General features: G+C 72.9%; 19 protein-coding genes. 6 read left to right on the top strand and 13 right to left on the bottom strand.

Features of this window, described 5'->3' with window-relative positions; all coding sequences use genetic code 11:
* Positions 1–30: 30 nt before the first annotated feature.
* From AB0D74_RS32915 to AB0D74_RS32905, 3 genes are all read left to right on the top strand, one after another.
* Positions 31–1,092 carry an iron-siderophore ABC transporter substrate-binding protein gene (locus AB0D74_RS32915; protein ID WP_362595092.1) on the top strand — a complete coding sequence of 354 codons (1,062 nt, stop codon included), beginning with the start codon at positions 31–33 and terminating at the stop codon, positions 1,090–1,092.
* A complete protein-coding gene (locus tag AB0D74_RS32910) occupies positions 1,093–2,085 on the top strand; it encodes an iron ABC transporter permease (RefSeq protein ID WP_362595090.1) in 993 nt (330 codons plus the stop codon). It abuts the gene before it with no gap.
* A 203-nt stretch (positions 2,086–2,288) separates the two neighbouring features.
* Entirely contained in the window at positions 2,289–3,302 is a 1,014-nt protein-coding gene (locus AB0D74_RS32905) for an iron ABC transporter permease (protein ID WP_362595088.1), read from the top strand.
* Between the two features lies 1 nt (position 3,303).
* Here AB0D74_RS32905 and AB0D74_RS32900 read toward each other — a convergent pair whose 3' ends face one another.
* Positions 3,304–4,347, bottom strand: coding sequence for an NAD(P)-dependent alcohol dehydrogenase (locus tag AB0D74_RS32900; protein ID WP_362595085.1), 1,044 nt, complete (start codon positions 4,345–4,347; stop codon positions 3,304–3,306).
* 173 nt (positions 4,348–4,520) lie between these two features.
* On the opposite strand from AB0D74_RS32900, the gene AB0D74_RS32895 reads away from it, so the two are divergent.
* The gene (locus tag AB0D74_RS32895) at positions 4,521–5,420 is read left to right on the top strand and encodes a helix-turn-helix transcriptional regulator (RefSeq protein WP_362595083.1); all 900 of its coding nucleotides are present in this window, start codon (positions 4,521–4,523) and stop codon (positions 5,418–5,420) included.
* A 102-nt stretch (positions 5,421–5,522) separates the two neighbouring features.
* Here the strand turns inward: AB0D74_RS32895 and AB0D74_RS32890 are convergent, their stop codons facing one another.
* From AB0D74_RS32890 to AB0D74_RS32870, 5 genes are all read right to left on the bottom strand, one after another.
* Complete coding sequence (locus AB0D74_RS32890) at positions 5,523–8,780, bottom strand: S8 family peptidase (RefSeq protein WP_362595181.1); 3,258 nt, start codon at positions 8,778–8,780, stop codon at positions 5,523–5,525.
* A 290-nt stretch (positions 8,781–9,070) separates the two neighbouring features.
* Positions 9,071–9,754: an ABC transporter ATP-binding protein gene (locus AB0D74_RS32885; protein WP_362595081.1), complete on the bottom strand. Its 684-nt coding sequence runs from the start codon at positions 9,752–9,754 to the stop codon at positions 9,071–9,073.
* Between the two features lie 198 nt (positions 9,755–9,952).
* Positions 9,953–11,425: an ABC transporter permease gene (locus AB0D74_RS32880; protein ID WP_362595079.1), complete on the bottom strand. Its 1,473-nt coding sequence runs from the start codon at positions 11,423–11,425 to the stop codon at positions 9,953–9,955.
* A 191-nt stretch (positions 11,426–11,616) separates the two neighbouring features.
* Positions 11,617–13,146: a GMC family oxidoreductase N-terminal domain-containing protein gene (locus AB0D74_RS32875; protein WP_362595077.1), complete on the bottom strand. Its 1,530-nt coding sequence runs from the start codon at positions 13,144–13,146 to the stop codon at positions 11,617–11,619.
* 148 nt (positions 13,147–13,294) lie between these two features.
* Positions 13,295–14,575, bottom strand: a complete 1,281-nt coding sequence (locus AB0D74_RS32870; protein ID WP_362595074.1) for an MFS transporter — start codon at positions 14,573–14,575, stop codon at positions 13,295–13,297.
* Between the two features lie 141 nt (positions 14,576–14,716).
* On the opposite strand from AB0D74_RS32870, the gene AB0D74_RS32865 reads away from it, so the two are divergent.
* On the top strand, positions 14,717–15,322 hold the full coding sequence (locus AB0D74_RS32865; RefSeq protein WP_362595072.1) for an ABATE domain-containing protein: 606 nt from the start codon (positions 14,717–14,719) through the stop codon (positions 15,320–15,322).
* A gap of 16 nt (positions 15,323–15,338) precedes the next feature.
* Here the strand turns inward: AB0D74_RS32865 and AB0D74_RS32860 are convergent, their stop codons facing one another.
* The 7 genes from AB0D74_RS32860 to otsB form a co-directional block, all read right to left on the bottom strand.
* A complete protein-coding gene (locus AB0D74_RS32860; protein WP_362595070.1) occupies positions 15,339–15,866 on the bottom strand; it encodes a flavin reductase family protein in 528 nt (175 codons plus the stop codon).
* A gap of 61 nt (positions 15,867–15,927) precedes the next feature.
* Positions 15,928–16,836 carry a UTP--glucose-1-phosphate uridylyltransferase gene (locus AB0D74_RS32855; RefSeq protein WP_362595068.1) on the bottom strand — a complete coding sequence of 303 codons (909 nt, stop codon included), beginning with the start codon at positions 16,834–16,836 and terminating at the stop codon, positions 15,928–15,930.
* A gap of 69 nt (positions 16,837–16,905) precedes the next feature.
* Positions 16,906–18,411: a trehalose-6-phosphate synthase gene (locus AB0D74_RS32850; RefSeq protein ID WP_362595066.1), complete on the bottom strand. Its 1,506-nt coding sequence runs from the start codon at positions 18,409–18,411 to the stop codon at positions 16,906–16,908.
* 119 nt (positions 18,412–18,530) lie between these two features.
* On the bottom strand, positions 18,531–19,589 hold the full coding sequence (locus AB0D74_RS32845; protein WP_362595064.1) for an alcohol dehydrogenase catalytic domain-containing protein: 1,059 nt from the start codon (positions 19,587–19,589) through the stop codon (positions 18,531–18,533).
* Positions 19,590–19,665: 76 nt separating this feature from the next.
* Positions 19,666–20,880, bottom strand: coding sequence for an acyl-CoA dehydrogenase family protein (locus AB0D74_RS32840; RefSeq protein ID WP_362595062.1), 1,215 nt, complete (start codon positions 20,878–20,880; stop codon positions 19,666–19,668).
* Positions 20,881–21,333: 453 nt separating this feature from the next.
* Positions 21,334–22,308, bottom strand: coding sequence for a ParB/RepB/Spo0J family partition protein (locus tag AB0D74_RS32835; RefSeq protein ID WP_362595060.1), 975 nt, complete (start codon positions 22,306–22,308; stop codon positions 21,334–21,336).
* Positions 22,305–23,219, bottom strand: a complete 915-nt coding sequence (otsB, locus tag AB0D74_RS32830) for a trehalose-phosphatase (protein WP_362595058.1) — start codon at positions 23,217–23,219, stop codon at positions 22,305–22,307. Before otsB ends, AB0D74_RS32835 begins: the two co-directional genes overlap by 4 nt.
* Before the next feature lie 651 nt (positions 23,220–23,870).
* Between otsB and AB0D74_RS32825 the strand changes: the two genes are divergently transcribed.
* On the top strand, positions 23,871–24,947 hold the full coding sequence (locus AB0D74_RS32825) for a helix-turn-helix domain-containing protein (protein ID WP_362595056.1): 1,077 nt from the start codon (positions 23,871–23,873) through the stop codon (positions 24,945–24,947).
* Positions 24,948–24,957 lie beyond the last annotated feature (10 nt).

Genomic DNA, 24,957 nt, shown 5'->3' with positions numbered 1-24,957 from the left:
CACCTTAGTCATTGATCGGGAGAGTCAGTCGTGCGTACGTTGAGGTCGAGGGCCGTCCTGGCCGTGTCCGCCGTCTCCGTGGTGGGCGGCCTGCTGGCCGGCTGCTCGTCGTCCGGCGGTGACAACGATGCCGGTACCGCCGCCCACGGCGACGGAACGGTGAACGAGGTCGCCGGCGCCTCCGAAGGGCCCTCCGCCGCGCCCAGCGCGCTCGCCGACGGAATGGGCTCCGACACCGACGCCGACGGCGTCTTCCCGCGCACGGTCACCCACTTCGAGGGCAGCACCACCGTCAAGGCACAGCCGAAGCGGATCGCGGTGCTCAGCACCGGGCAGCTGGACGACCTCCTGACCCTCGGCATCGTGCCGACCGCCGGCACCCGCGCCGAGAACGCCGGGCTGGTCCCCGACTACCTCGCCGACGCCTTCCCGCAGTACAAGAAGAAGCTCGCCGCGATGACCGACGCGGGCACCCGCACCGCGCCCAACCTGGAGTCCCTGGCCGCCGCCAGGCCCGACCTGATCCTGGTCAACGACTCGCTCGGCGACCTCTACCCCCAGCTGTCGAAGATCGCGCCCACCGTGGTCACCGCCGGCCAGGGCATCAACTGGAAGCGGGACCTGCTGCTCGTCGGGGACGCGGTCGGCGAGGGGCAGAAGGCGCAGGACCTCCTCGACGACATCGTCGGCAACGCGAAGGAGAGCGGCTCCGCCCTCGACGGCTCGGCCACCGTCTCCATGGTCCGCTTCACACCGGACCGCACCCGGATGTTCGGCGTCTCCTCCTTCACCGGCTCGATAGCCGTCGACATGGGCCTGTCCCGCCCGAAGTCCCAGCAGTTCAACGCGATCTCGCAGGACATCAGCGCGGAGAAGGTCGACATCGCCGACGGCGACTGGATCTTCTACTCGGTGCAGGGCGACGCGCAGAAGACGGACGCGGCGACCGTGCTCGCCGGACCGCTGTGGAAGTCCCTGAAGGCGGTGCGCGCCGGGCACGCCGTGCAGGTGGACGACGACCCCTGGTACCTCAACGCCGGTCCCACGGCCGCGCGTCTGGTCGTACGGCAGCTCGCCGAGCACCTCCGGTAAGTGCGCCGCGCCCTGCTCTGGCCGACGGCCGCCCTCGCGGTGGCCGTCGTCGCCGTGCTCAGCCTCGCCGTCGGCACCCGCGGGGTACCGCCGGCCGCCGTCCTCGACGCCCTGCTGCACGGCGGGGCCTCCCCCGACGCGCTCGTCGTCCGCTCCCTGCGCCTGCCCCGCACCGAGGTCGGCCTCACCGCGGGCGCCGCGCTCGGCCTGGCCGGCGCCACGCTCCAGGCCGTCACCCGCAACCCGCTCGCCGACCCCGGCATCCTCGGCCTGAGCCAGGGGGCGGCGGCCGGGGTCGTGCTCGCCATCGTCCTCGGCGGCTCCGGGTACGGCTTCGGGGCCTACGTCTGGTACGCCTTCACCGGCGCCGTCGTCGCCGCGTGCCTGGTGTACGGGGTCGCGGCGCGCGGGCGGGGCGGGGCGTCCCCGGTGAAGCTGGCGCTGGCCGGTACCGCCCTGTCCGCGATGACCGCGGGCGCCACGACCGTCGTCCTCACCTCCAGCTCCGCCACCCTCGACCAGTTCCGGTTCTGGCAGGTGGGGGCGCTCAGCGGGCGGGACGCGGGGACGGTCGTACGGATGCTGCCGTTCCTGGCGGTGGGCGCCGTGCTGGTGCTGTGCTGCGCCCGGGGTCTTGACGCGCTCGCGCTCGGCGACGAGACGGCGCGGGCGCTGGGGCACCGGGTCCATCTGGTCCGGGGGTGCGCGGCGCTGGGCGCGACCCTGCTGACCGCTGCCGCGGTGGCGGCGGCCGGGCCGATCGCGTTCGTCGGGCTGGTGGTGCCGCATCTGGCACGACGGCTGGTCAGGGGTGGCGGGTACGGGCGGGTACTGCCGCTGTCCGCGCTGCTGGGAGCGGGGCTGCTGGTGGCCGCGGATGTCGTGGGCCGGGTGGTGCGGGCTCCTGCGGAGGTGCCGGCGGGTGTGATGACGGCGTTGGTGGGGGTGCCGGTGCTGGTGGCATTGGTACGGCGGAAAGGAGCCGCGACGTGAACCGCACCCGGGGCTGGGGCCGGGGGGTGGGGACGCTTACCGGCGCTTGCAGGGTGCCGCCGCGCCCACCCGTGCCGCCCCAGCGGCACGACTGCCCGCAGCTGAGTGGCTACTGCCGCGGCAGGGCAGCTGCGGCAGTACAGCGCCCCGTGAGGGGCGCGGGGAACTGCGCGAGCGGCCCCCACCGGCCCGCAGGTGCATGGGTGCTGCGGCCCCACCCCCGTTTCTCCCTCGTCCTCCACAAACGTTCGATCCTCGTCGCCCTCGCGCTGCTCGCCCTGCTCGCCGCCGCCATGGTCACCTCGGCCTGCGTCGGCCAGACCTACATCTCTCCCCCGGACGTCTGGCGGACCCTGCGCGGCGCGCACACCCCCTACGGACTCGTCGTCAACGAGCTGCGGGTCCCCCGGATCGTGCTCGGTGCTCTCGTCGGCGCGTCCCTCGGTGTCGCCGGGGCCCTCGTGCAGACCGTCACCCGGAACCCGCTGGCCAGCCCCGACGTCATCGGCGTCGGGCACGGCGCCGCCGCCGCGACCGTGCTCGCGCTGGCCACCGGAGCCGTCGCGGCGCCCGGTGCGATGCCCGTCGTCGCCGTCGCCGGCGGGCTGACCGCCGCCGCTCTCGTCTACGTGCTCGCCTGGCGTCACGGCATGCAGCCCAGCCGCTTCGTGCTCACCGGCGTCGGAATCGGCGTCGCCCTGTCCGCCGTCGTCCAGCTCTATCTCACCGACAGCGAGCTGGACGCGGCCGAGCAGGTCAAGCTGTGGCTGACCGGCAGCCTGAACGGGCGGGGCTGGGAGCAGGCCGGGCCGCTCGCCGTGGTCCTGGCCCTCGCCGTGCCGGGGCTGGTGTGGGCCGGCCGGGCGGCCCGGCCGCTCGGGCTCGACCCCGACACCGCCGCCGCCCTCGGCCTCCGCGTCGACCGGGCCCGGCTCGGCCTCACCGCGCTCGGCGTCGTGCTCGCCGCCGCCGCGACCGGTGCCGCCGGGCCGATCGGGTTCGTCGCGCTGACCGCGCCCCAGCTGGCCCGGCGGCTCACCCGCACCCCGCAGCTGCCGCTGGTCTGCTCGGCGCTGACGGGCGCGGTCGTCCTGGTGGCCGCCGACCTGGTGGCCCGCACCCTGGTCCCTCCGCTGGAGATCCCGGTGGGTGCGCTGACCTCCCTGGTCGGCGGTCCCTATCTGCTCTACCTGCTGGGACGCAGGCGGGAGCGGTGACTCAGATCGTCGCCGTGTCGATCACGAAGCGGTAGCGGACGTCGCTGTTGACGACCCGCTCGTACGCCTCGTTGATCTGGTCGGCGCTGATGAGTTCGATCTCGGCACCCAGGTTGTGCTCGGCGCAGAAGTCGAGCATCTCCTGGGTCTCCGGGATACCGCCGATGCCGGAGCTGCTCAGGCTGCGCCGGTTGCCGAAGACGGAGGAGAGCAGGATGTGCACCGGCTCCTCGGGGATGCCGACGTTCACCATCGCGCCGTCGGTCTTCAGCAGCGACAGGTAGGCGTCGAAGTCGAGCGGCGCCGACACGGTGTTGAGGATGATGTCGAAGGTGCCCTTGAGGTTCTCGAAGGTCTTCGGGTCGCTGGTCGCGTAGTAGTGCGTGGCGCCCAGCTTCAGGCCGTCGTCCTTCTTGCGCAGGGACTGGGACAGGACGGTGACCTCCGCGCCCAGGGCGGCGGCGATCTTCACGCCCATGTGGCCCAGGCCGCCGAGGCCGACGACCGCGACCTTCTTGCCGGGACCGGCGTTCCAGTGCTTGAGCGGGGAGTACGTGGTGATGCCGGCGCACAGGAGGGGGGCCGCCACGTCGAGGGGGAGGCCGTCGGGGATGCGGACGACGTAGTTCTCGTCGACGACGACCTTCTGCGCGTAGCCGCCGTAGGTGGGCTGCCCGTCCTTGCCGACGGCGTTGTACGTCCAGGTCGGGCCGCCGCCGGTGCAGTACTGCTGGAGACCGGCCTTGCAGTTGTCGCACTCGCGGCAGGAGTCGACCATGCAGCCGACGCCCACCCGGTCCCCCACCGCGTACTTCGTGACACCCGGGCCGACCTCGGAGACGACGCCCGCGATCTCGTGACCGGGCACCATCGGGAAGATCGCCGTACCCCAGCCCTCGCGGGCCTGGTGGATGTCGGAGTGGCAGATACCGGCGAACTCGATGTCGATGAGGACGTCGAACTCGCCGACCGCGCGCCGCTCGATCGTGGTCCGCTCCAGCGGGGCCTTCGCGGCGGGCGCGGCGTAAGCAGCAACAGTGGTCATGAGGGGGGTTCTCCTAATGGTGTCTTCGCGCCCGGTCGTCTTCTGCCTCCCGGGCACGGCTCCAGCCTCCTCCACGCTACGTCCGCCACCCAGCCCCCGCCTCTGCGTACGTCTGCCGTGCCTACCACTGGCGGGGTCAGGTTCCGGTGCGTACGACCATGAATACTGGAGGTATGGAAGACCTCCCCCTGCCCTCCTCCGAACCGGCGTCCCTGGACCGGCGTGCCGAGCTCAGCGAGTTCCTGCGCACCCGGCGGGCCCGGCTGCACCCCTCCGACGTGGGGCTGCCGGACTTCGGGCGGCACCGCAGGGTGCCGGGGCTGCGGCGCGAGGAGCTTGCGCAGCTGGCCGGGGTGTCCGTCGCGTACTACACGCGCCTGGAACAGGGCAACGGACGGAACGTGTCGGCGGAGGTGCTGGACTCGATCGCCCGCGCGCTGCGGCTCACCGACGCCGAGCACGCGCATCTCATGCACCTCGCCAAGGGCAAGCAGCACAAGAAGAAGGCGTCGGCACGGCCGCAGCAGGTGCGGGCCTCGCTGGGGCAGCTGCTGGAGTCGCTGGACGGCGTGCCCGCGTACATCGTGGGGCGGCGCTCGGAGATCCTCGCGTGGAACCGGATGACGGCGGCCGTCTTCGGTGACTGGGCGGAGCTGCCGGTGACGGAGCGCAACTGGGCCCGGCTGACGTTCCTGCGGCCCGACTACCGCGAGCTCTTCGTCGACTGGGAGCAGAAGGCCATCGACATCGTGTGCCAGCTGCGGATGGACGCGGGCTGCTACCCGGACGACCCCCGGCTCTCCGCGCTGGTGGGCGAGCTGTCGGTGAAGAGCGAGGAGTTCCGCCGACTGTGGGCGACCCACGACGTCAAGGAGAAGTCGTACGGGGTGAAGCGGATGCGCCATCCGCTGGTGGGTGAGCTGTCCCTGAACTACGAGTCGTTCCGGATGGCGGGTGACCAGGACCAGGCCCTGGTCACCTACCACGCGGAACCGGGTTCGCCGTCGGCCGAGGCGCTGCGCCTGCTGGCCAGCTGGGGCACGGACGCCACCCGGGTCGCCCCGAGGGGCTGAGGGGCTGAGGCCCTGAGAGGCCGCGGTCCGCATGGAGAACGGCCCGTCGGAAGCCGCGCTTCCGACGGGCCGCTCGCTGGGGTGCTACTCAGCGGCCACGGCTCACTTGCCGTGGTACGCGTCGTAGATCGAGACCGTCGACCTGTTGCCCTTCTTGTCGACGATCGTGGCCCGGAACGAGATCGCCTTGCCCTTGGCCGGGTTCTTGACGGTGATCTTGCCGTGGCCGACCGTCACCTTCCGCCAGTTCCGGCCGTGGTCGTAGGACACGTAGACCGTGAGGGACTTCAGGTTGCGGCCGGCTGCCGCACCCTCGACGGTGACCGGGAAGGTGGCCTTCCGGCCCGCCGTGACGCGGCTGTCCAGGCCGGTGCCGGCGCCGAAGTGGGCGGTGGAGGCCGGCAGCAGGGCCAGCGGGGCGCTGCTGCCCGGCTTCTTCGAGCGGAAGGTCCAGCTCGCGTCGATCCGGGTGGAGGCGGCGGCGACCCTGGCCGAGCGGACCACCGAGGTGGTCAGCTTGTACGCGGCGTCGCCGGACGGCACCGTGAACACGCCGTCGCCGAAGAGCGGGTCCTTGTTGGAGCCGACCTTGGTGCCGTTGCGGTAGAGGGTGGTGTTCACCGACAGGAAGTCGGAGGACCCGGCGTGCCGGGCGCCGTCCGCGAAGAGCGGGACGATGCCGTAGATCTGGTTGCCGTCCCGGTACAGGCCGTACCCGCTCCCGCTGCTCAGCTCCGGTCCGAAGACGGCCGTGTTGAAGGTGTTCCGGTAGCTCTTGCCGGCCTTGTACGTCTTCGGGTCGCCGAGTGTGTAGAAGGCGTCGGCGACCGGCATGCCCTGGGCGTCGTGGCCGGAGTACTGCGTGGCGTCGAAGGCCCACTGGGCGCCGTCCACGGTGGAGACGTGGAAGGTGCGGGTGCCGGGCAGCTTCTGCTCGACCGCGTCGCCCATGACGAAGTCCTCACCGACGACACCCCACGGAGCGACCGTGCCGGTCTTGCCCGGGGCCGAGGCTCCGACGGCGTTCCTGACCGTGGCGAGCTCACCGGCCCTGAAGTGCCGGACCTTGCCGCCCTGCACCTTCTTGACCTGGGCGCTGGTGGCGACGTCGTACTCCTCGGCGCTCCCCTTGGTGAACTGGCCGCTCCAGGTCTGGGTCAGACCGCTCGCGACCTCGCCGCCCAGCGGTGCCACCCGGACCTTGTCGAAGCTGTCCAGGGCGACCCCGAACCCGATGCCCGCCGGGTCGTACATGTAGTCGACCGTCGCCATGTGCGGCTTGGCCCCGGCGTCCGGCACCGTGATGTCGGCGGCCTTGGTGGTGCGGGCGTCGATGGTGAGCGTGAGGTCCTTGGTGACGTCGAGCTTCGGGTTGACGAGCCAGTCGACACCGCCGTCGAAGGTGGTGAGGTTCTTGGCGATCCACGCGTCGAGCAGGTAGGTGCCCTTCGGCACCCGGAACGTGGCGGTCCCGGTGTCCGAGGCCGGCACGACGAAGTCGCGGCCGTCGCCGAGGCCCTTGTAGTTCACGAGGTCGGTGCTGTAGACACCGGTCGGGTTGCCGTCGCGCCCGATGTGCTTGACGGTGACGCTGTACGACTGCACCTCACGCTGGACCGCCGCCGCCGTGCGGATGCTCTGGCCGCCGCCGGTCGCCGTGACGTACGCCGAGTAGGCGCCGTCGAGGGTGCCGCCCAGCTTGGTGTCGACGGTCAGGCCGACGGAGGCCGTGCCGCCCGCCGGGACGGTCACCTGGGCCGCGTCGAGCTTGAAGAAGCCGGCCGGGGCCGCCGCGCCCTTGGGGTCGGTGGCGGACGACGTCAGCGTGAGCGTCACGTCGGAGGTGCCGGTGTTGCGGTAGGTCAGCTGCTTGGTGACCGGGGTGTCGTCGGTGTGCGGCCACTGCTGCACACCGAAGTTCACCGACACCGGGTCGGCGAGCACGGTCTGCCCGATGGCCTTGTCGACGGCGATCCGGCCCGAACCCTGCTCGAACGGCGTGTAGTTGCCGCCCTTCGCGGAACCGGTCAGGGCCGCCTTCAGCTCCTGGAAGCCCCAGTCGGGGTGCTCCTGCTTGAGGATGGCGGCGGCGCCCGCGACGTGCGGGGTGGCCATCGACGTACCGGAGATGGTCAGGTAGCCGGGCGGGTTCTCGCCGACCTCCTGGTCGATGACGCTGCCCTTCGCCGCCGCCGCGGTGATGTCGACGCCGGGCGCGGTGACGTCCGGCTTGATGGAGCCGTCGGCGGCGGGTCCGGTGGAGGAGAAGTCGGCGAGCTTGTCGTTGCCGTCGACGGCGCCGACGGTGAGCGCGTCGGCGGCGCTGCCCGGCGAACCGATCGACTCGGGGCCCTCGTTGCCCGCGGCGATCGCGAACAGGATGCCCTTCTGCTCGGAGAGCTTGTTGACCTCGGCTTCGAGCGGGTCGATCTCCGGGGTGTCGAAGCCGCCGAGGCTGAGGTTGACGATGTCGGCGCCCTCGGCCGCCGCCCACTCCATGCCGGCGAGGATGCCGGAGTCGTCACCGGAGCCGGTGTCGTCCAGGACCTTGCCGTTGAGGATCTTCGCGCCGGGCGCGACGCCCGTGTACTTGCCGTGCGACTTGGCGCCGGTGCCCGCCGCGATGGACGCGACGTGCGTGCCGTGGCCGAAGTGGTCGGTGGCGTCGGCGGCCGTGCTGAAGTTCTTGGACTCGATCACCTGGTCCTTGAGGTCCGGGTGGGTCGTGTCGACACCGGTGTCCAGGACGGCGATCTTGACGCCCTTGCCGTTGTAGCCGGCCGCCCATGCGGTGGGCGCGCCGATCTGCGGCACGGACTTGTCCAGGCTGGCCTTGCGGACGCCGTCCAGCCAGACGTGCGCGATGCCGGACGCGGCCTGGTCGCCGTTGGTGACCGCGTCCCACAGCTCGGGCGTTTCCCTGACCGGGGTCTGCACGGCGTCCGCGTTCAGCGTCCTGAGGCTGTGCCGCAGAGTGCCGGCGTCCCGGACCTCGGCCTTGGCGGTCGCGGCGGCGCCCTGGTAGCCGACGATGACCTTCAGGCCGTTCTTCTGCGCCTTGCGGGTCGCGGCCTTGTTCAACTCGGTGACGTCGAAGAGCCGTCGGTCCAGCTTGCCGGAGGCCACCAGCCGGACGGCGTCACCGGGGACGACGAGGGTGTGCCCGTCGACCTTGCTGATCCGGAAGGGTATGTGCCGGCGTCCCTCGGCCCGCTCCAGGCCGACGACGCGCCCCTTGGCGTCGAGGGCGACCCGGTCGCCGGTGATCAGGGTGACGTGGTGCTTGGCGGTGAGCGAAGAGGCGGTCGCGGCGGTCGCGGCGACGCGCTGCTCCGGCTTGGCGGCTGCCGGGCTGGTCATGCCCGCGGCCAGCGCGACGGCCGCTGCCGTGGCCACCGAGGCCACGGCAGCTCTTTTCACTTGTCTGCGCAAGACTCCCCCAGGAGACGGTGTGCCGGGCGAATTCCCCGTTCACCCGGCCGGGGGCAGTCCCGTACACACATACGTCAACCCCCCGGAATACGGAGTATGCCGGGGGGTGATCAGCGGGCTCAATAGATGAGAGGCCGGTAAGAAGAGTGCGGGAGAACTGTTACGCGCCGGGGTGAACACCGTTACACAACCGCGCGGTCGCGGTCGGCGCGCCGGTGTTACGCGCCGGCGTTCTCCTTGACGGTGATCTTGCCCTTGCGGATGGTCGCGAGGCGCGGGGCCTTCTTCGCGATCGCGGAGTCGTGGGTGACCATGATGAAGGTCAGCCCGTGCTCCTTCCACATGCGCTCCAGTACGTCCATGATCTCGTCGCGCATGCCCTCGTCGAGGTTGCCGGTGGGCTCGTCGGCGAGCAGCACCTTGGGCTGCTTGACCAGGGCCCGGGCGATGGCGACGCGCTGCTGCTGGCCGCCGGACATCTCGCCGGGCAGGTGGGCGAGGCGCTCGCCGAGACCGACGGACGTCAGCGCCTCGGCGGCACGTTCGCGCCGTTCCTTGGTCTTGACGCCGAGCGGGACGAGGGCGGTCTCGACGTTCTCCTGCGCGGTGAGCGTCGGGATCAGGTTGAACGACTGGAAGACGAAGCCGATGTTCTCGCTGCGGACCCGGGTGAGCTTGGCCTCGGAGAGCCTGGCCAGGTCGGTGCCGTCGAGCACGACCTCGCCGGAGGTCGGCCGGTCCAGTCCGCCCAGCATCTGCAGGAGGGTGGACTTGCCGCCGCCGGTGGGGCCCTGGATGACCAGGCGGTCGCCGTCGGCGATGGTGAGGTCGATGCCGTCGAGGGCGCGGACGGTGTCCTTGCCGCGCGAGTAGAGCTTGGTGACGTTTCTGAGTTCGTACATGGTGGCTCCTGGGAGGGTTCGGGGTGGGGCGGTGCGTTGTCGGCCGCGGGCGGGTGGGGGCTGGTCGCGCAGTTCCCCGCGCCCCTGAAGGGCGTCCTGGCTGCGGGCAGGCGTGCCGCAGGGCGGCACGGGTGGGCGCGGCGGCACCCCGCGAGCGCGGGCGAGCGATACCCCCACCCCGCCCCCGGCCGACGTCGGCTACTCGACGCGCCGAAGTGCATCCGCAGGACGGAGCCGCGACGCGCGCCAGCCGCCGAACGCGCCCGCGATCAGGCCGCCGGCCACCGCGAGGCCCACCGCCATGGTGATCGTGGTGACGCTCACCGGGGCCGTCAGGGCGACCTCCAGGGTCTTCGCGGTCTGCCGGCCGGGACCGCCGAAGCCGCCGCCCCCACCGCCGCCGAAGCCGCCCCCACCACCGGTGCCACCGCCGCCACCGCCCAGCGAGGCCTGGAGCGTGGGGCTGATCTCGGTGACGACGTACGCGCCGGCCAGACCGAGCGCGATCCCGAGTGCGCCGCCGACCAGGCCGTTGACCATGGCCTCGCCGACGACCTGCCCGGTGACCCGGCCGGACTTCCAGCCCAGCGCCTTCAGCGTGCCGAACTCACGGACCCGGCGGGAGACCGCCGACGAGGTGAGCAGGCCGGCGACCAGGAACGCGGCCACGAGCACCGCGATGGAGAGCCACTTGCCGACGTTGGTGGCGAGCGAGGACGCCGTGGACAGCGAGCCGGAGACCGTGTCCGCGAGGTCGGCGGAGGTGGTGACCGTCGTACCCGAGACGTTGCTCTGGATGGTCTTCTTGACCGCGGAGATCTGCTTGGAGTCGGTCGCCTTGACGTAGATCGTGGTGACCTTGTTCTTCTCGTCGGCGAGCGTCTGCGCCTGCTTCAGCGGCATGTACAGGTTGGCCGCCGCGTCACCGCTGTCGGCCGTCGCGATCCCGATGATCGTGTACTTGACCTTGTTGATGGTGACGGTCGAACCGACCTTGTACTTCTTCTCCTTGGCGAACGCCGAGTCGGCGACCAGCACCTTGGCGTCCGTCTCGGTCGTCTTGAAGGTACGGCCGCTGGTGATCTTCGACGAGGTCAGCGGGCCGATGCCGGTCTGGCTGACGTCGGTGCCGTAGACCGTGTACGAGTTGACGTCGAAGTTGGCGCCACCGCCGCGGACTTCACCCTGCGGCTGGCCGTTGCCACCGCCGCCGCGTTCGCCCTGCCCGCCGCCGGAGTTCCCGTTCTGCTGGAACTGGCCCCGGGTGAACTGGCCGCTGATCTTGACCACGTTGAGGTTCAGCCCGCCGACCGCGGTCGCGACGCCCTTCTGGTCGCCGACCTTGGTGACGGTGGAGGAGGCGAGGGTGGTGAAGCCCTGCACCATGACCCGGTCACTGCTCTGCGTGCTCGACGAACCGTTGTTCTGCGCGTCGAAGTTGAAGCGGGGCCGCTGGGACGCGCTCGTGGACGCCGACGCGGCCTTGGTGACCGTCATGTCCGTACCCAGGCCGTACAGCGACTGGAGGACCTTGTCCTGTGCCTTCCCCATGCCGTTGGACACGGAGTTGACCACGATGACCAGTGCGATACCCAGCGCAAGGCCGGAGGCGACGACGAGAGCCGCCTTTCTGCGGCGGCGCAGTTCGCGCCTCAGGTAGGTGAAGAACATGACCGCAAGGTAGGGACGCACCGTGATGGCTCGATAAGGCCCAAATAAGAGATGCATGAGAAGGCTGTACGGAGCCCAGGAACAGCCCCGCACCGGGCTGTCAGCGCCGGGGGCGGACACCCTCCGCGCGGGCGCGCGGAAACCCCGGCCGGGCGGGGGAATCACCGGCCGGGGTCGCTGGGGCCGTTTCCTCAGCGTTCGCCCAGGATGACGTCCGCGGCGCGTTCGGCGAGCATCGTCACGGGGGCGTGGGTGTGCGCCCGTACCAGGCTCGGCATCGCGGCGGCGTCCACCACCCGCAGGCCGTGCACGCCCCGGACGGCGAACGACGGGTCGACGACGGCGTGTTCGTCCGTGCCCATCCGGCAGGTGCTCACCAGGTGGTGGATGCTGCCGCCGGTGGCGCGGATGTACGCGGTGATGTCGTCGAGGTCCTCGGAGAGCGCGCCGTCCGTGAGCGGCTTGCCCAGCCACTGCGCCAGGTCGGGCTGGCGCAGGATCCGCTGGGCCGCGCGCACGCCCGCGACCAGGGTGCCCAGGTCCTCCCCCGCCGCGTCGGTCAGGTAGCCGGGGTCGATCAGCGGGGCGTCGTACGGGTCGGCGCTGCGCAGGGTGACGCTGCCCCGGCTGTGCGGGCGCATGAGGATGACGCCCAGGGCCATGCCGTGCGCGGCCGGCCGCTGGTGCTCGCCGAGCGGCACCACCAGGTGGACGATCTCGATGTCGGGGGCGTCCACCTCCTCGCGGGTGCGCAGGAAGAGCAGCGCCTCGGAGATGATCGAGTCCAGGGAGCCGTGGCGGTCGGTCAGGTACTGGGCGATCTGCTCGGGCGAGGTGCCGGAGCCGGGCGACCAGAAGCCCTGGGCCTCGAAGGCCAGCGGGACCAGCAGATGGTCCGTCAGGTCGCGGCCCACCCCCGGCAGGTCCCGCACCGACGGGATGCCGTGCGGGGCCAGTTCGGCGGCCGGGCCCACGCCGGACCGCAGCAGCAGGTGGGGGCTGCCGACGGCGCCGGCCGACAGGACGACCTCCCGGTCGGCGCGCAGGGTCTCGGTGCCGGACTCCCCCTCGACCTCGATGCCGACGGCCCGGGTGCCCTCGAACAGCACCCGGTGCACCAGCGTGTCCGCGAGCACGGTCAGGTTGGGCCGCTCCCGGGCGGGTTCGAGGTAGGCGTCGGCGGAGCTGTGCCGCAGGCCGTCGCGGTGGGTCGCGCGGGCCAGGGCGTAGCCCTCCTGGACCTCGGCGGCCGGGGTGTGCCCGAGGCGGGCGCAGGCGTCGACGAACGCCGGGGTCACGGGCAGCGGGTAGCGCAGTCCGGCGAGGCTGATCCGCTGCTCGGCACGGTCGAAGTAGGGCCGCAGGTCGTCGTGGCCGAAGCCGTCGAGGCCCGCCTGTGCCCAGCCGTCGTAGTCCGCGCGGTGGCCGCGGGTCCACAGCTGGGCGTTGATCACCGAGGAGCCACCGACCGCCTTCCCGCGCGGGATCGGTATCGCGCGGTCGCCGAGGCCGGGCTGGGGCACCGTGCTGAAGTTCCAGTCCAGGTCGCCGCCGAACAGCCGCGGGAAGAGGATCGGCACCTGCACCTCGGGGCGGCTGCCGGCGGTCCCGGTGCCGGCCTCGACGAGGAGCACCCGGGCGGTGCCGTCCGCGCTGAGCCGGTCGGCGAGCACGCAGCCGGCCGAGCCGGCCCCGACGACGACGTAGTCCCACCCGCTCACCGGGCGACCGCCTCTCGGCCCTGGGCGGTGCCGGCCGGGGGCGTGGTCAGGCCCCAGGTGGTGCTTTTCCGGCGGAGGGTATCGGGCATGACAGCTCCTTGTGTGTGCGGTGACTGGATGGCTGCGGGGCGACCGGGCGGACGGTGCGTCAGCGGGCCGCCGGGGCGGAGGTGGAGTCCGAGGCGGAGTCGGCGTCGGAGGCGGCGGTGACCTGCTCGGTCGCCGGGGCCGCGGCCGGGCGGGCGCGCAGCACGTGCCGGAGGAGGGCGAGGCCGGCCAGGAGCATGACGAGGCCGCAGACGCCGTTCCAGCCGAAGGCGGAGTACGCCCGCACGCCCAGCCAGGAACCGGCGCTGCCGCCGAGGAACGCGCAGGTCATGTAGGCGGTGTTGAGGCGGGCGCGGGCCTCGGGGCGGAGCGCGAAGATGCGCGCCTGGTTGGCGACCTGGCCGGACTGCATGGCCACGTCGAGCAGGAGCATCCCGGCGCCGAGCCCGACCAGGCCGACGGCACCGCCGAGGTGACCGGTCAGCAGCAGGGCGCCGGCGGCGATGGCGCCCACCATGCACACCAGGTTGACGGCGTCGGGGCCCTGGCGGTCGGTGCGGCGCCCGGCGACCGGGGTGGCGAACATGCTGGCCGCGCCCACCAGGGCGAGCACGCCGACGGCCGGGGTGCCCAGGTGGTAGGCGGGACCGGTGATGTACAGCGCGAGGGCGGTCCACGCGGCGCTGAACGCGGCGAAGACCAGCACCTGGTTGAGGGCGGAGCGGCGCAGTTGCGGCTCGGTGCGCAGCAGGTGCAGGGAGGCCGCGAGCAGGGCCGGGTAGCGCTGGTCGGTGCTCGGGGTGGTGGCGGGGAGCGCGGCGGCCAGGGCCAGGGTGAGGACGAGCACCAGGCCGGCGGCGACCAGGTAGGGGGCGCGCCAGCCGAGCCACTCGCCGAGGGTGCCGGAGAAGGTGCGGGCCAGCAGGATGCCGCCGATCAGGCCCGACAGCAGGGTGCCGGTGACCGCGCCGCGACGCTCCGGTGCGGTCAGGCCGGCCGCCATGGGGATGAGGATCTGCGGGACCACGGTGGTCAGGCCGACCAGCGCGCTGGCGACGGCGAGCACGGGCAGTGAGGTGGCGGTGCCCGCGAGCACCAGTCCGGCGCAGGTCACCAGCAGCAGGGTGGTGACCAGGCCGCGGTGGCGCAGCCGGTCGCCCAGCGGGACCAGCAGGAAGATGCCGGCCGCGTAGCCGAGCTGGGCGCAGGTGACCACGACGGCCGCGGACTCCGGGGAGACGTGCAGGTCGGAGGCGATCAGCGGGCTGATCGCCTGCGGGAAGTAGATGTTGGCCACCGCGACGCCACAGGCGACCGAGAGCAGCAGGATCAGGCGCCGGCTCAGCGTCGGCGACGAGGGGGAGGGAGGCCCAGCGGACACGACACACCTCTGGCGAAGAAGAAGGGGGAAGGAGAAAGGAGAAAAGGAGAAAGGGGGAGAAGAGCGGGGAGCGAAGGAGAACCGCTTTAACCGGTTCCTCGACGGTACCAGTAAAACCGGTTCCGAAGTAGGGTGGTTCTCATGCCCGACACACCCGCGCCCACCGCCCCCCGCTTCCGCAGCGGCGCGGGCCGGATCTCTCTGGACTTCATGCGCACACTCCGGCTGCGCGGCATGGACGGCGCCACCGAGGAACTGGACACCCCCGAAGCGCTGACCGCCTGGGTCGCCCAGCTGGGCCCCTACCCCGACGGCACGGCGATCCCGGCCCCGGCGGCGGACGTGCTCCGGGAGGCGCGGGCGGTACGCGAGGCCGTGCACGCGCTGCTGACCTCGGCCCGCTCCCCGGCCGGCCCGGCCGGCTGCCCGCCCGAGGAGCGGGAGCTGCTGAACCGGGCCGCCGCCGCGGCACCCCCGGTCCCGGTGCTCGCCGCGGACGGCACGGTGGCCTGGAGCGCCCCGGACCCGGTGGGCGCGGTCCTCGCCGACATCGCGCGCGACGCGCTCGCGCTGGCGACCTCCCCCGCCCTCGACCGGGTGCGGGCCTGCTCCGGACCGCACTGCGCCGCCTGGTTCCTCGACACGTCCCGTCCGGGGAACCGCCGCTGGTGCTCGATGGAGACCTGCGGCAACCAGGCCAAGAAGCAGACCTGGCGCAGCAGGCACACGGCGGCGCCCACGGCCTGACGAGCCGTCGCCCGCCTCAGCCGCGGGCGGCGGGGCGTACGAAGCCCCGGTCGACGTAGACCAGGGCCTCCCGCTCGTGGGAGGTGACACAGTCCAGGACCCGGCCGACCAGCATGCTGTGGTCGCCGCCGTCCACCACCTCGTGCATCCGGCAGGCCAGCCGGACCACCGCCCGGGGGATCCCGGGCAGCCCGCGTTCCAGGAGTTCGGTGTCGCCCGCGGCGAACCGGTCCACGCCCGAGGTCGCGAACCGCCGGGCGATCTCGGACTGGTCGTGCGCCAGGACGTTGACCATGAAGTGGCCGGCGACCGCGAACGCGGCGTGCGTACTGGCCTTCTTGTCCAGGCTCACCGTCACCAGGGGCGGGTCGAGGGAGAGGGAGACGAAGGAGCTCGCGGTGAAGCCCCAGCGGCGTCCGCTGTCGTCGACCGTGGTGGTGACGACCACCGGGCCGGGGACCCGGGCCATGGCATGAGTGAAGTCGATCTCTCCGGCGGTTTCTCCGGCGGTTTCTTCGGCGGTTTCTCCGGCGGCTACGGACATGGATGCGACGCCTCCTCGGGCGTGGTCGGGAACAGTGCGTTGGCAGGGGGCGGTCGGTCGGTCAGCCGGCGAGTTCCGCCGCCGCGAAGTGCCGCAGCCAGGCGCGGAACTCCGGGCCGATGTCCTCGCGGCGGCAGGCCAGCCGGACGGTGGCGCGCAGGTACTCGCCGCGGTCGCCGGTGTCGTAGCGGCGGCCGGTGAAGACCACCGCGTGCACCGGTCCGCCGATCCGCGGGTCGCGCGCCATGGTGCGCAGGGCGTCGGTGAGCTGGATCTCGCCGCCGCGCCCGGGGCCGGTCTTGGCCAGCACCTCGAAGACGGCCGGGTCGAGCACGTAACGGCCGATGACCGCGAGGGTGCTGGGCGCCCGGCCGGGCTCCGGCTTCTCGACCAGGTCGGTCACCCGTACGACGCCGTCCCGGTCGCCGGGCTCGACGGCGGCGCAGCCGTAGCGGTGGATGTGTTCGGCGCCGACGTCCAGCAGGGCGATGACACTGCCGCCCAGTTCGTCGCGGAGCCCGGTCATGAACGGCAGCAGGGGGTCGGCGGGGTCGATCAGGTCGTCGCCGAGGAGCACCGCGAACGGCTCGTCGCCGACGTGCGGGGCCGCGCAGAGCACGGCGTGCCCGAGGCCCCTGGGGTCGCCCTGGCGCACGTAGTGGACGGTGGCGAGGTCGGTCGCGGCGCGCACCAGGTCCAGCCGGGCCGTGTCGCCCTTGCCGGACAGCACCGCCTCCAGCTCGGCGTTGCGGTCGAAGTGGTCCTCCAGGGCCCGCTTGCCACGTCCGGTGACCATGAGGACGTCGTCGAGACCGGCGGCGACGGCCTCCTCCACGACGTACTGGATGGCGGGCTTGTCGACGAGCGGCAGCATCTCCTTCGGGGTGGCCTTGGTGGCGGGCAGGAAGCGGGTGCCGAGCCCGGCGGCGGGGACAACGGCCTTGCGGACGCGTGGCGTCGGTCGGGTCATGGTGGATACGTCCTCTCCATGAAGGGGCCCGAAAGGGCGTCAGAGAGCGTCAAGGGGCATCAGGGTCGGTCAGGCGACGCTGGTCGCGCGGGGGGCCGGGTCGCCGGTGTCCGGGAGGAGCGCGCCGTGCCCGGTGCCGCCGAGGGCGGTGAGGAAGGAGCGGGCCCAGTGGTGGACGTCCCGCTCGCGCAGGTGCCGGCGCATCTCCTGCATACGGCGCCGGCCGTCCGCCGGGTCCAGGGTGAGGGCGGTGGCCATGACGTCCTGGAGTTCGTGCCGGTGGTGCGGGTTGACCAGCAGGGCCCGGGTGAGCTCCTGCGCGGCGCCCGCGAACTCGCTGAGCACCAGCGCGCCGCCCAGGTCGGGGCGGGCGGCGACGAACTCCTTCGCGACCAGGTTCATGCCGTCGCGCAGCGGGGTCACCAGCATGACGTCGGCGGCCCGGTAGAGGGCGGCGAGTTCGGTGCGGTCGACGGTGGTGTGCAGGTAGTGCACCGGGACCCGGCCGACCTGCCCGAAGGCGCCGTTGACGTGTCCGACCCGGGCCTCGATGCGGGCACGCTGGCGCCGGTAGTGCTCGACGCGCTCCCGGCTCGGGGTGGCGATCTGGACGAGGACGGTGTCCCCGGCGGTGGCCCGGCCGTCGGCGAGGAGCCCTTCGAAGGCGCGCAGCCGCTGGTCGATGCCCTTGGTGTAGTCGAGGCGGTCGACGCCGAGCATGATCCTGCGGTGCTCGCCCAGCTGCCGGCGGATCTGCCCGGCCCGCTCCCGTACGGTCTCGCCCGCGGCCAGCTCCTCCAGGCCGGCCGCGTCGACCGAGATCGGGAAGGCGCCGACACGGACCTCGCGGTCGCCCACGAGGACGGTGCCGAGGACGGACGAGCGCGGTGCGTGGCCGACGCTCTCCGCCCGCCGCAGCCGCCGCACCAGGTGCAGGAAGTTCTGTGCGCCGCCCGGGAGTTGGAAGCCGATCAGGTCGGCGCCGAGCAGGCCGTCGACGATCTGGCCGCGCCAGGGCAGCTGGAGGAAGAGTTCGGGCGGCGGGAAGGGGATGTGCAGGAAGAAGCCGATGCGCACGTCGGGCCGCAGGGCACGCAGCAGTTCGGGGACGAGCATCAGCTGGTAGTCCTGGATCCAGACGGTCGCCCCGGGGGCGGCGAGGGCCGCCGCGTGCCGGGCGAAGCGCTGGTTGACCCGCTGGTAGCTCTGCCACCAGCCGCGGTCGAAGTCGGGCGGCACCACCACGTCGTGGAAGAGCGGCCACAGCGTGGTGTTCGAGAAGCCCTCGTAGTACTCCCGGTACTCGGTCTCGTCCAGCGGAACCGCGTGCAGCCGGACGTCCTCACCGGGCAGGTCCGCCGGTGCCCCGCCGGCGGCGGTCCCGGCCCACCCCGCCCAGACGCCCCGCCGGGCACGCAGGATGGGCTCCAGGGCACTGACGAGCCCGCCCGGACTGCGCCGCCAGCGCGGCCCGTCCGGGCCGTTGGCGTCCAGGTGGACCGGCAGTCGGTTGGCGACGACGACGAAGTCCGCGTCGGAGGCAACGGAGGCGAGGATCTGGCTGGTCCTGGGCATGTCCACGTCCTTGCTTTCCCTTCTGGGGGCGGGGTGCCCGCGCCCCGAAGGGGCGCGGGGAACTGCGCGACCAGCCACGACGGACCCGCGGCCGACGTACCGGCCTTCCAGCGGAGCGCTCAGGCGGCTCGGAAGTCGACGATCGTCTTGAGGTCGGTGGTGCTCCGGTAGTTCTTGAAGATCTCCACGAGCCCGTCGTAGTCCCGGAAGCTGTGCACGGTGGAGAGCAGGCGCCTGCCGTCGACGATGCCGGACAGCAGCATCTGCATGGCCGCCTGGATCACGTTCGCGGAGTGGTGCATCGGGAACGCGGTGACGTCGAAGGGCGAGGCGCTGATGTTGATGCCCTTGGCGAGCATCAGCCAGGTGTCGAACTTCTGCATCTCCTGGGAGGCGCCGTACAGCACGTACCGGCCCTTGGGCTTCAGCCGGCGCATCGCCACCCGGCGGGGATCCTTCTCCTCGTCCTCGACGCGCACGGTGGGCAGCGCGTCGAAGACGTAGTCGAAGGTGTTCTCGGCGACCTCCGCGATGAGTTCCTCGGGCAGGTAGGCGCGCTCGGAGAAGTGTTCCGCGGCGTGCTGGTTGCGCATCGGGTTGGCGTCGACGGACACCACCTGGTTCGGGGCGAACAGGCGCCTGATGACGCTGCCGGCGATGATGCCGATCGGGCCGGTGCCCATGATCAGGACCCGGTCGCCGATCTTCGGCGGGTTGCCGAGCAGGGAGCGGAGCGCCCCGGTGGTCGGCTCGATGAAGGAGGCCTGGAGGTCGTCGAGGGCGTCGGGGATCTTCACGGCGGCGGCCCGCAGGTCGTCGTTGAAGTTGCGGTCGGCCCAGAACACGTCCTCCTTGACCTCGCCCGAGAAGACCGGGCGCAGCGACCGGTACTCGGCGAAGCCGCCGAAGTCGGTCTGCCCCCAGTAGACGATCCGGTCGCCGATCGCGATGTCGGAGCGGGTGAACTCCGGCCCCTTCTCGACGACTTCGCCGAGGTATTCGTGGCCCAGGATCACCGGGTACTCGGAGGGGAAGAGGTGCCCTTCGAAGAAGGAGATGTCGGTCGAGCAGATCGAGACGCAGCGGGTGCGCAGCAGCAGGCCGTCGGCGGGCGCCGCCGGGCGCGGCACGTCGGCGAGCACGGTCTGGCGCGGGGCGAGGAGCTGAAAGGCCTTCATGGTCTGCATGGTTGTCCTTCCGGGGCAGGTCGCGGTCGGGGAGGTGGGGCCGGTTCCGGGGCGGTTCCGGGGCGGTTCAGCGGCGCATGGCGAGGCCGCCGCCGAGCAGGTACTGACCCGCCATCTCGACGTTGGTGGGCGAGAGGGTGATGTGCTTCGCGGCCGAGTGCGCGTCGCGGAAGTAGCGTTCGAGCAGGCTGCTCGCGTACAGCGAGGAGGTGCCCGCCACGGTGAACAGCGAGGTGATCGCCGCGCAGCTCAGCTCGGCGACGGTCGCCGCGGTCAGCCGGACCGTGGCGCTCAGCGCGTCGCCGCCGGTCTCGCCGTACCGCTCGGCGTGCCAGCCCGCGTCCGTGAGCAGCAGCCGGGCGGCCCGTACCTTCGCCTCGGCGCGGGCGTACCGGTCCTGGACGGTGTGGCCGGCGGCCAGCGTGCTCGTGCCGGCGGCCGGCCGCTTGGTGAGGGCGAGCCGCTGGAACTCGCGCAGCGCACCGCGGGCCGCGCCCAGCACCGTCGACGACGAGCCGAACAGCCCGAAGTCGTAGTAGCTGATGCCGTAGCCGCGGGAGGGGCGGGCGGGCGGTGCGGCGAACATGTCCCGCTGGTCGACGGTGTACTGCTCGGCGACGAACACGTCGTCGACCTCGTAGTCCTCGCTGCCGGTGCCGCGCAGGCCGAGGGTGTGCCAGTTGTCCAGCATCCGTACGGCGGACTTCGGGACGAACAGCATCCGGATCTCCGGGCCGCCCGCTTCGGTCGTGCGGGGTGTGCCGCCGGCGGTGACGCGGGCCGCGCAGACCAGCCAGGCGGCGTGCGCCGAGCCGCTGGCGAAGCCCCAGCGGCCGGCGAGACGGTAGCCGCCGTCGACCGCCTCGGCGGTGCCCGTCGGGTTGACCGAGCCGACCACCAAGGCGTCCTGGTCCAGGAACAGTTCGCGGGCCTGCGGCTCGGGCAGGTAGTCCGAGAGCCGTCCGATGGCCGCCTGCACCCCCATCTGCCAGCCGATCGCCGGGTCGAGCCGGGCCAGTGCCTGGAGCGCCTGCGAGCCGGTCTCCAACGGCACCTGCGCGCCGCCCAGTTCACGGGAGACCAGCATCCGGGGGAACCCGGCGTCCCGCAGCGCCTCGAACACCGGGAGCGGCGAGAACCGCTGCCGTTCGCCCTCCTCGCGCCACTTCTCGATGACGGGGGCGATCGCGTCGACCCGGCCGAGCCAGTCGGCCGTCTCCGCCGACACGGGTTTCCCGTCGAGCAGGGCGAAGGACTGCCCGCCCTCGTGGTTGTGGTCCATACCCACCTCCTTCAAGTCGCTGGGAGCGTAGGCAGCGCGAACACGTGTGCAATACGGGAAACCGGGCGGTACGAGCACGCGCCGAACGGCGATTCCGGCGGCCGTCCGCACCCGGCAAAGAGCGGCACGCGGGGACGGCAAGGGGCGGGAAAGGGACGGCAAAAGGGGAGCGGGCCGGCGACGATCGGAGGCAGCCGCGGCGGGGCCCTGCGGCGCAGCACGCGTGACGGCAGGGCGGACGGCCCGCGCCACGGTCCCGACGGCGGAGACGGCCGCCCGGTCCACGCCGGCCTCCGCGAGGCGGCGAGCACACGAGCGGGCACCGCCGCCTCTCCGTGCACCGCAGCCTCACGTGCGCCGCAGCCCCCGTGCGCCGCAGCTTCCCGTGTGACGGCGAAGGGCGGCCCGCAGGAGTCTGCGGGCCGCCCTGAGGGGTGGTCGGGGTGGGGAGGGTCAGCCGGTCTGTTCGAGGAGGCCGGCGAAGGCCAGCCACAGGTCGATGTGCTGGTGGACGGCGGCGATCAGCGCGGCTCGGCAGTGGCCGGGCAGGGCGTCCGCCAGTACCGCGCCCTCGGCGCCGAGGAGCGCGCGGTTGTCGAGCATCCGCAGCAGTTGCCGCCCGGGGTCCGAGAAGCGGACCGAGGGGTCGCGGGCGAGCGCGGCGAGGGGGTCCGTGGCCGGGGCGCGGCGCCGCGCCGGGCGGGCCGGGGCGGCGGGGGGAGCGACCGCGGCCGGCGGCGCGGGCTCCCCGGACGCGGCGGTCCACCGCACCGGGACGGGGTCCTCGCCCCGCTCCACCCGCGCCCGCACGTCCCGGGCGGTGCCCACCGAGACCCCGGCGGCGGAGGCGATCCGGCGCAGTGACGCGTCCGGATGCGCGCGCAGATACGCGGCGGCGCGTTCCCGGCCCGCGGAGGGGTCCACGGGCCGGGTCCGGCCGTCCCGGCCCACCCGGGTGTTCAACTGGGGTCCGTCCCCGGATGAACGCGTCCGCAGCGTCGCGACGGTCTTCGTGGACAACCCGGTGGCCTGGGCGATCGCCCGGTTCGACCACTCCGGGTACGCGGTCAGGACACGGCGGGCGGCGGCCGAGCGCTCCTGCTGGCTGAGCCGCCGCCCGTGGTGCAGGTTGGCGCGCACGGAGGCCACGAACGTCTCGCGCTCGTCGCCGTCGAAGAACCGCACGTCGATCTCGGGGCGGCCGGCCAGCAGCGCCGCGGTGAGCCGGTGCATGCCGTCGACGACCCGCAGGGTGCGGCGGTTCACCAGGATCGGGGGGAGTTCGCCGATCTCCATGAGGGTTCTGGCGTAGGCCAGGTCCACGTCCTCGGCCCGGGGCGAGTCGGCGGGCACCAGTGCGGTGACCGGCACGCTCTGCACCTGGGACAGGACCGGGTCCGGCCGGGTGGGGGGTGGGGAGGTGGTCATGGGCGGCGGTCCACGAGCCCGCGGCCGAGGACGGCGAGCAGCGCGGCCACCCCGGCGGGGCCGGGCACCCGCAGGTCGCAGTGGTCCCGCAGCTCCAAGACGGCCTCGGCGGGCAGGGCGGGCGCGCTGTAGACGGTGACGGCGGGCAGCCCCTGGGCCCGGCGTCCGGTGAGCAGCCGCAGGACGGGGAGGTCGGCGAGGTCGTCACCGGCGTACAGCACGGCGTGCGCGGGCCGTTCGGCGAGGAACCCGGCGAGGGCCGTGGCCTTGTCGACGCCGTGCGGCCGTACCTCCAGGACCAGGCGGCCCGCCTCGACCCGCAGCCCGAGGCCGTCGGCGAGCGCCCGCACCGGGGGTGCCAGGAGCCGCAGGGCGGCGCCGGGGTCGGGACAGCCGCGGGTGTGCACGCCGATGCTGTGCGCCTTGTCCTCGATCCGGGCGCCGGCGGCGTGCCGGGCCACCAGCGGGCGCAGCTTCCGGCGCAGTTCGTCGATCGCCGGGTGCGGTGCGGGGGTGCGCAGCCGGCCCGTCGCCGAGTCCCAGCGCTGGAGGCCGTAGTGGCCGAGCACCGTGATCCGGGGCGCTCCGGTACCGGTGCGCAGGGCTGCGGCGGAGACGACGTAACCCGCCGGGCGGCCGGTCGCGATCACCACGCGCATCCCGTGCCGGGCGAGGGTGACGAGGGCCGCGAGGGCCTGCGGCAGCGGGCGGGCGGTGGCGGGGTCGGTGACGATCGGGGCGAGGGTGCCGTCGAAGTCGACGGCCACGACCGCCCGTGCGGGCCGGTCGAGGAGAGCCCTGAGGCCCTCCGAGCCCGCGGGCGAGATCCCCGCGGAACCGGCCTTGCGCAAGGCCGGCCACAGCTCTTCGTCCGCCGTGCGGACAGGGCGAAGCGATGACGTGCTGGTCATGGTCGGTGTCTCCGTTGGCGTCCACATGTGGAAAGACGGGCGCTGAGGCGGCCGGGAACATCGGCGGTCCACGGCCGGTGGCCCTCGTCCGGACGGCCGGCCGCCTGACGGCGGGGCATCGGTCACCGGTGCGGAGGGAGGCGCGGCGGTTCACATTCGCGAGGAGTTCACATACGCGAGGAACGAGGCCTCGGGTGAGAAGACGTCACATGGGCGGGCAGGACCGAAGACACCGGAGATCAGTGCCGGGCGACCGCGGCGGCGCCGCCTTCGACGCGCTTTCGGCCACGATCGTGCTGTTGCTGTACATGCTCGGACATCCCCCGTCGTGTGTTCACACGCGTTCACACGTACTTCTGCGCAGTGGCGAGTCCACAGCGCGGCGGCCTTCGAAGGCCAGGGGAAGTTGTGGCCGATCGGACAGAAGCGGCCAACTCCCGGTCCGCCGGGCCCGGTCCACCCGCGCGGGCGCCGGCCGGACACCGGGCCTCCGGTCCGGTCCCGCGACCGCCGGTCCTTCGCCCGCACCGCACCGACCTGCGAGGACGGCACCTGTCCGGTAGTTCGCACTAACATCCGGCAGATTCGGGGGGTCGGTGCGGACCCTACCGGGATGTACAGAATTCAATGAAGCAAACGGGGAGGAAGATTGTGGACAGCAGGCCACCCGGAGACGCGCGGCTCATTGACAGATCCGAAGGATTCTCCACCACGGCCGCGGAACTCCTCGACCAGACCGTCGGCACCCTGACGGCGCTCACGGGTCCGGACACCGCCGCGAGCTACCGGACCCTGGCCGAAACGGATGGTCCGGTTCCACTGGCCGACGCCGACCGGCGGCTCGGCGGCCCGGGACACGCCGGCCGGCTGCTGGACCTGGGACTCGCGCACGTCCTGCCGCACGACCCCCCGGTCCTCGCGGCGGCGGCCCCGTTACCGGCCCTGGAAGCGGCGTTGGCCCACAAGCAGCACGAACTCAACGCCCAGTACGACGTCGTCGCCCGCTCCCAGCGTGAGGCCGCGCACATCCGCCGGCTCGCGCACCGGCAGGCCCAGGAGGCCACCTCGCACCGGCTCGCCCGGGTGCTCACCGACTCCGACGACATCGCGGCCCTGTCCAACACGATCGGCACGGCGGCCACGGCGGAGCACCTGACGCTGGAGACGTTCCGCTACGACCTGCCCCTGTCGGAGGGCTCCGCGCAGCCGCCCACGGCCGCCTCGATCGCCCGGGGCGTCCGGCACCGCAGCATCTACGAGGCGGCCTTCCTGAGCGATCCCGTGGGCGCCGGGATCATCGAGCGCTGCGCCGCGGCCGGCGAGGAGATACGGCTGCTGCCGCGGCTCCAGATGAAGCTGAAGGTCACCGACGGCGCCCAGGCCCTGCTGGCGCTCACCCCGACCGGTTCCAGCGCGGCCCTCCACCTGACCTCGCCGGTCGCCGTGGACGCGCTGCGCCACTACTTCGAGCTGCTGTGGCGCGAGGCCCGGCCGCTGACGCTCTCCGGCTCCTCCGGCTACGGGGACCGGGAGGGGCAGCGCCACGAGATCGCCGCGCTGATGCGGCAGGGCCTCAAGGACGAGGCGATCGCCCGGCGCCTCGGACTGACCCCGCGCACCGTGCGCCGCCGGATCAGCGAGTTCATGGAGGAGCTCGCCGCCGAGACCCGCTTCGCCGCGGGCGCCGAGGCCCAGCGCCGCGGCTGGTTCGACGCACCGGCCGAGTAGTTCCCGTGAA

The organism is Streptomyces sp. NPDC048278, from assembly GCF_040652195.1.
Classification (GTDB): Bacteria; Actinomycetota; Actinomycetes; order Streptomycetales; family Streptomycetaceae; genus Streptomyces.
Note: the sequence above shows the minus strand (reverse complement) of the source record. Positions and strands in the feature narration are given on the sequence as shown.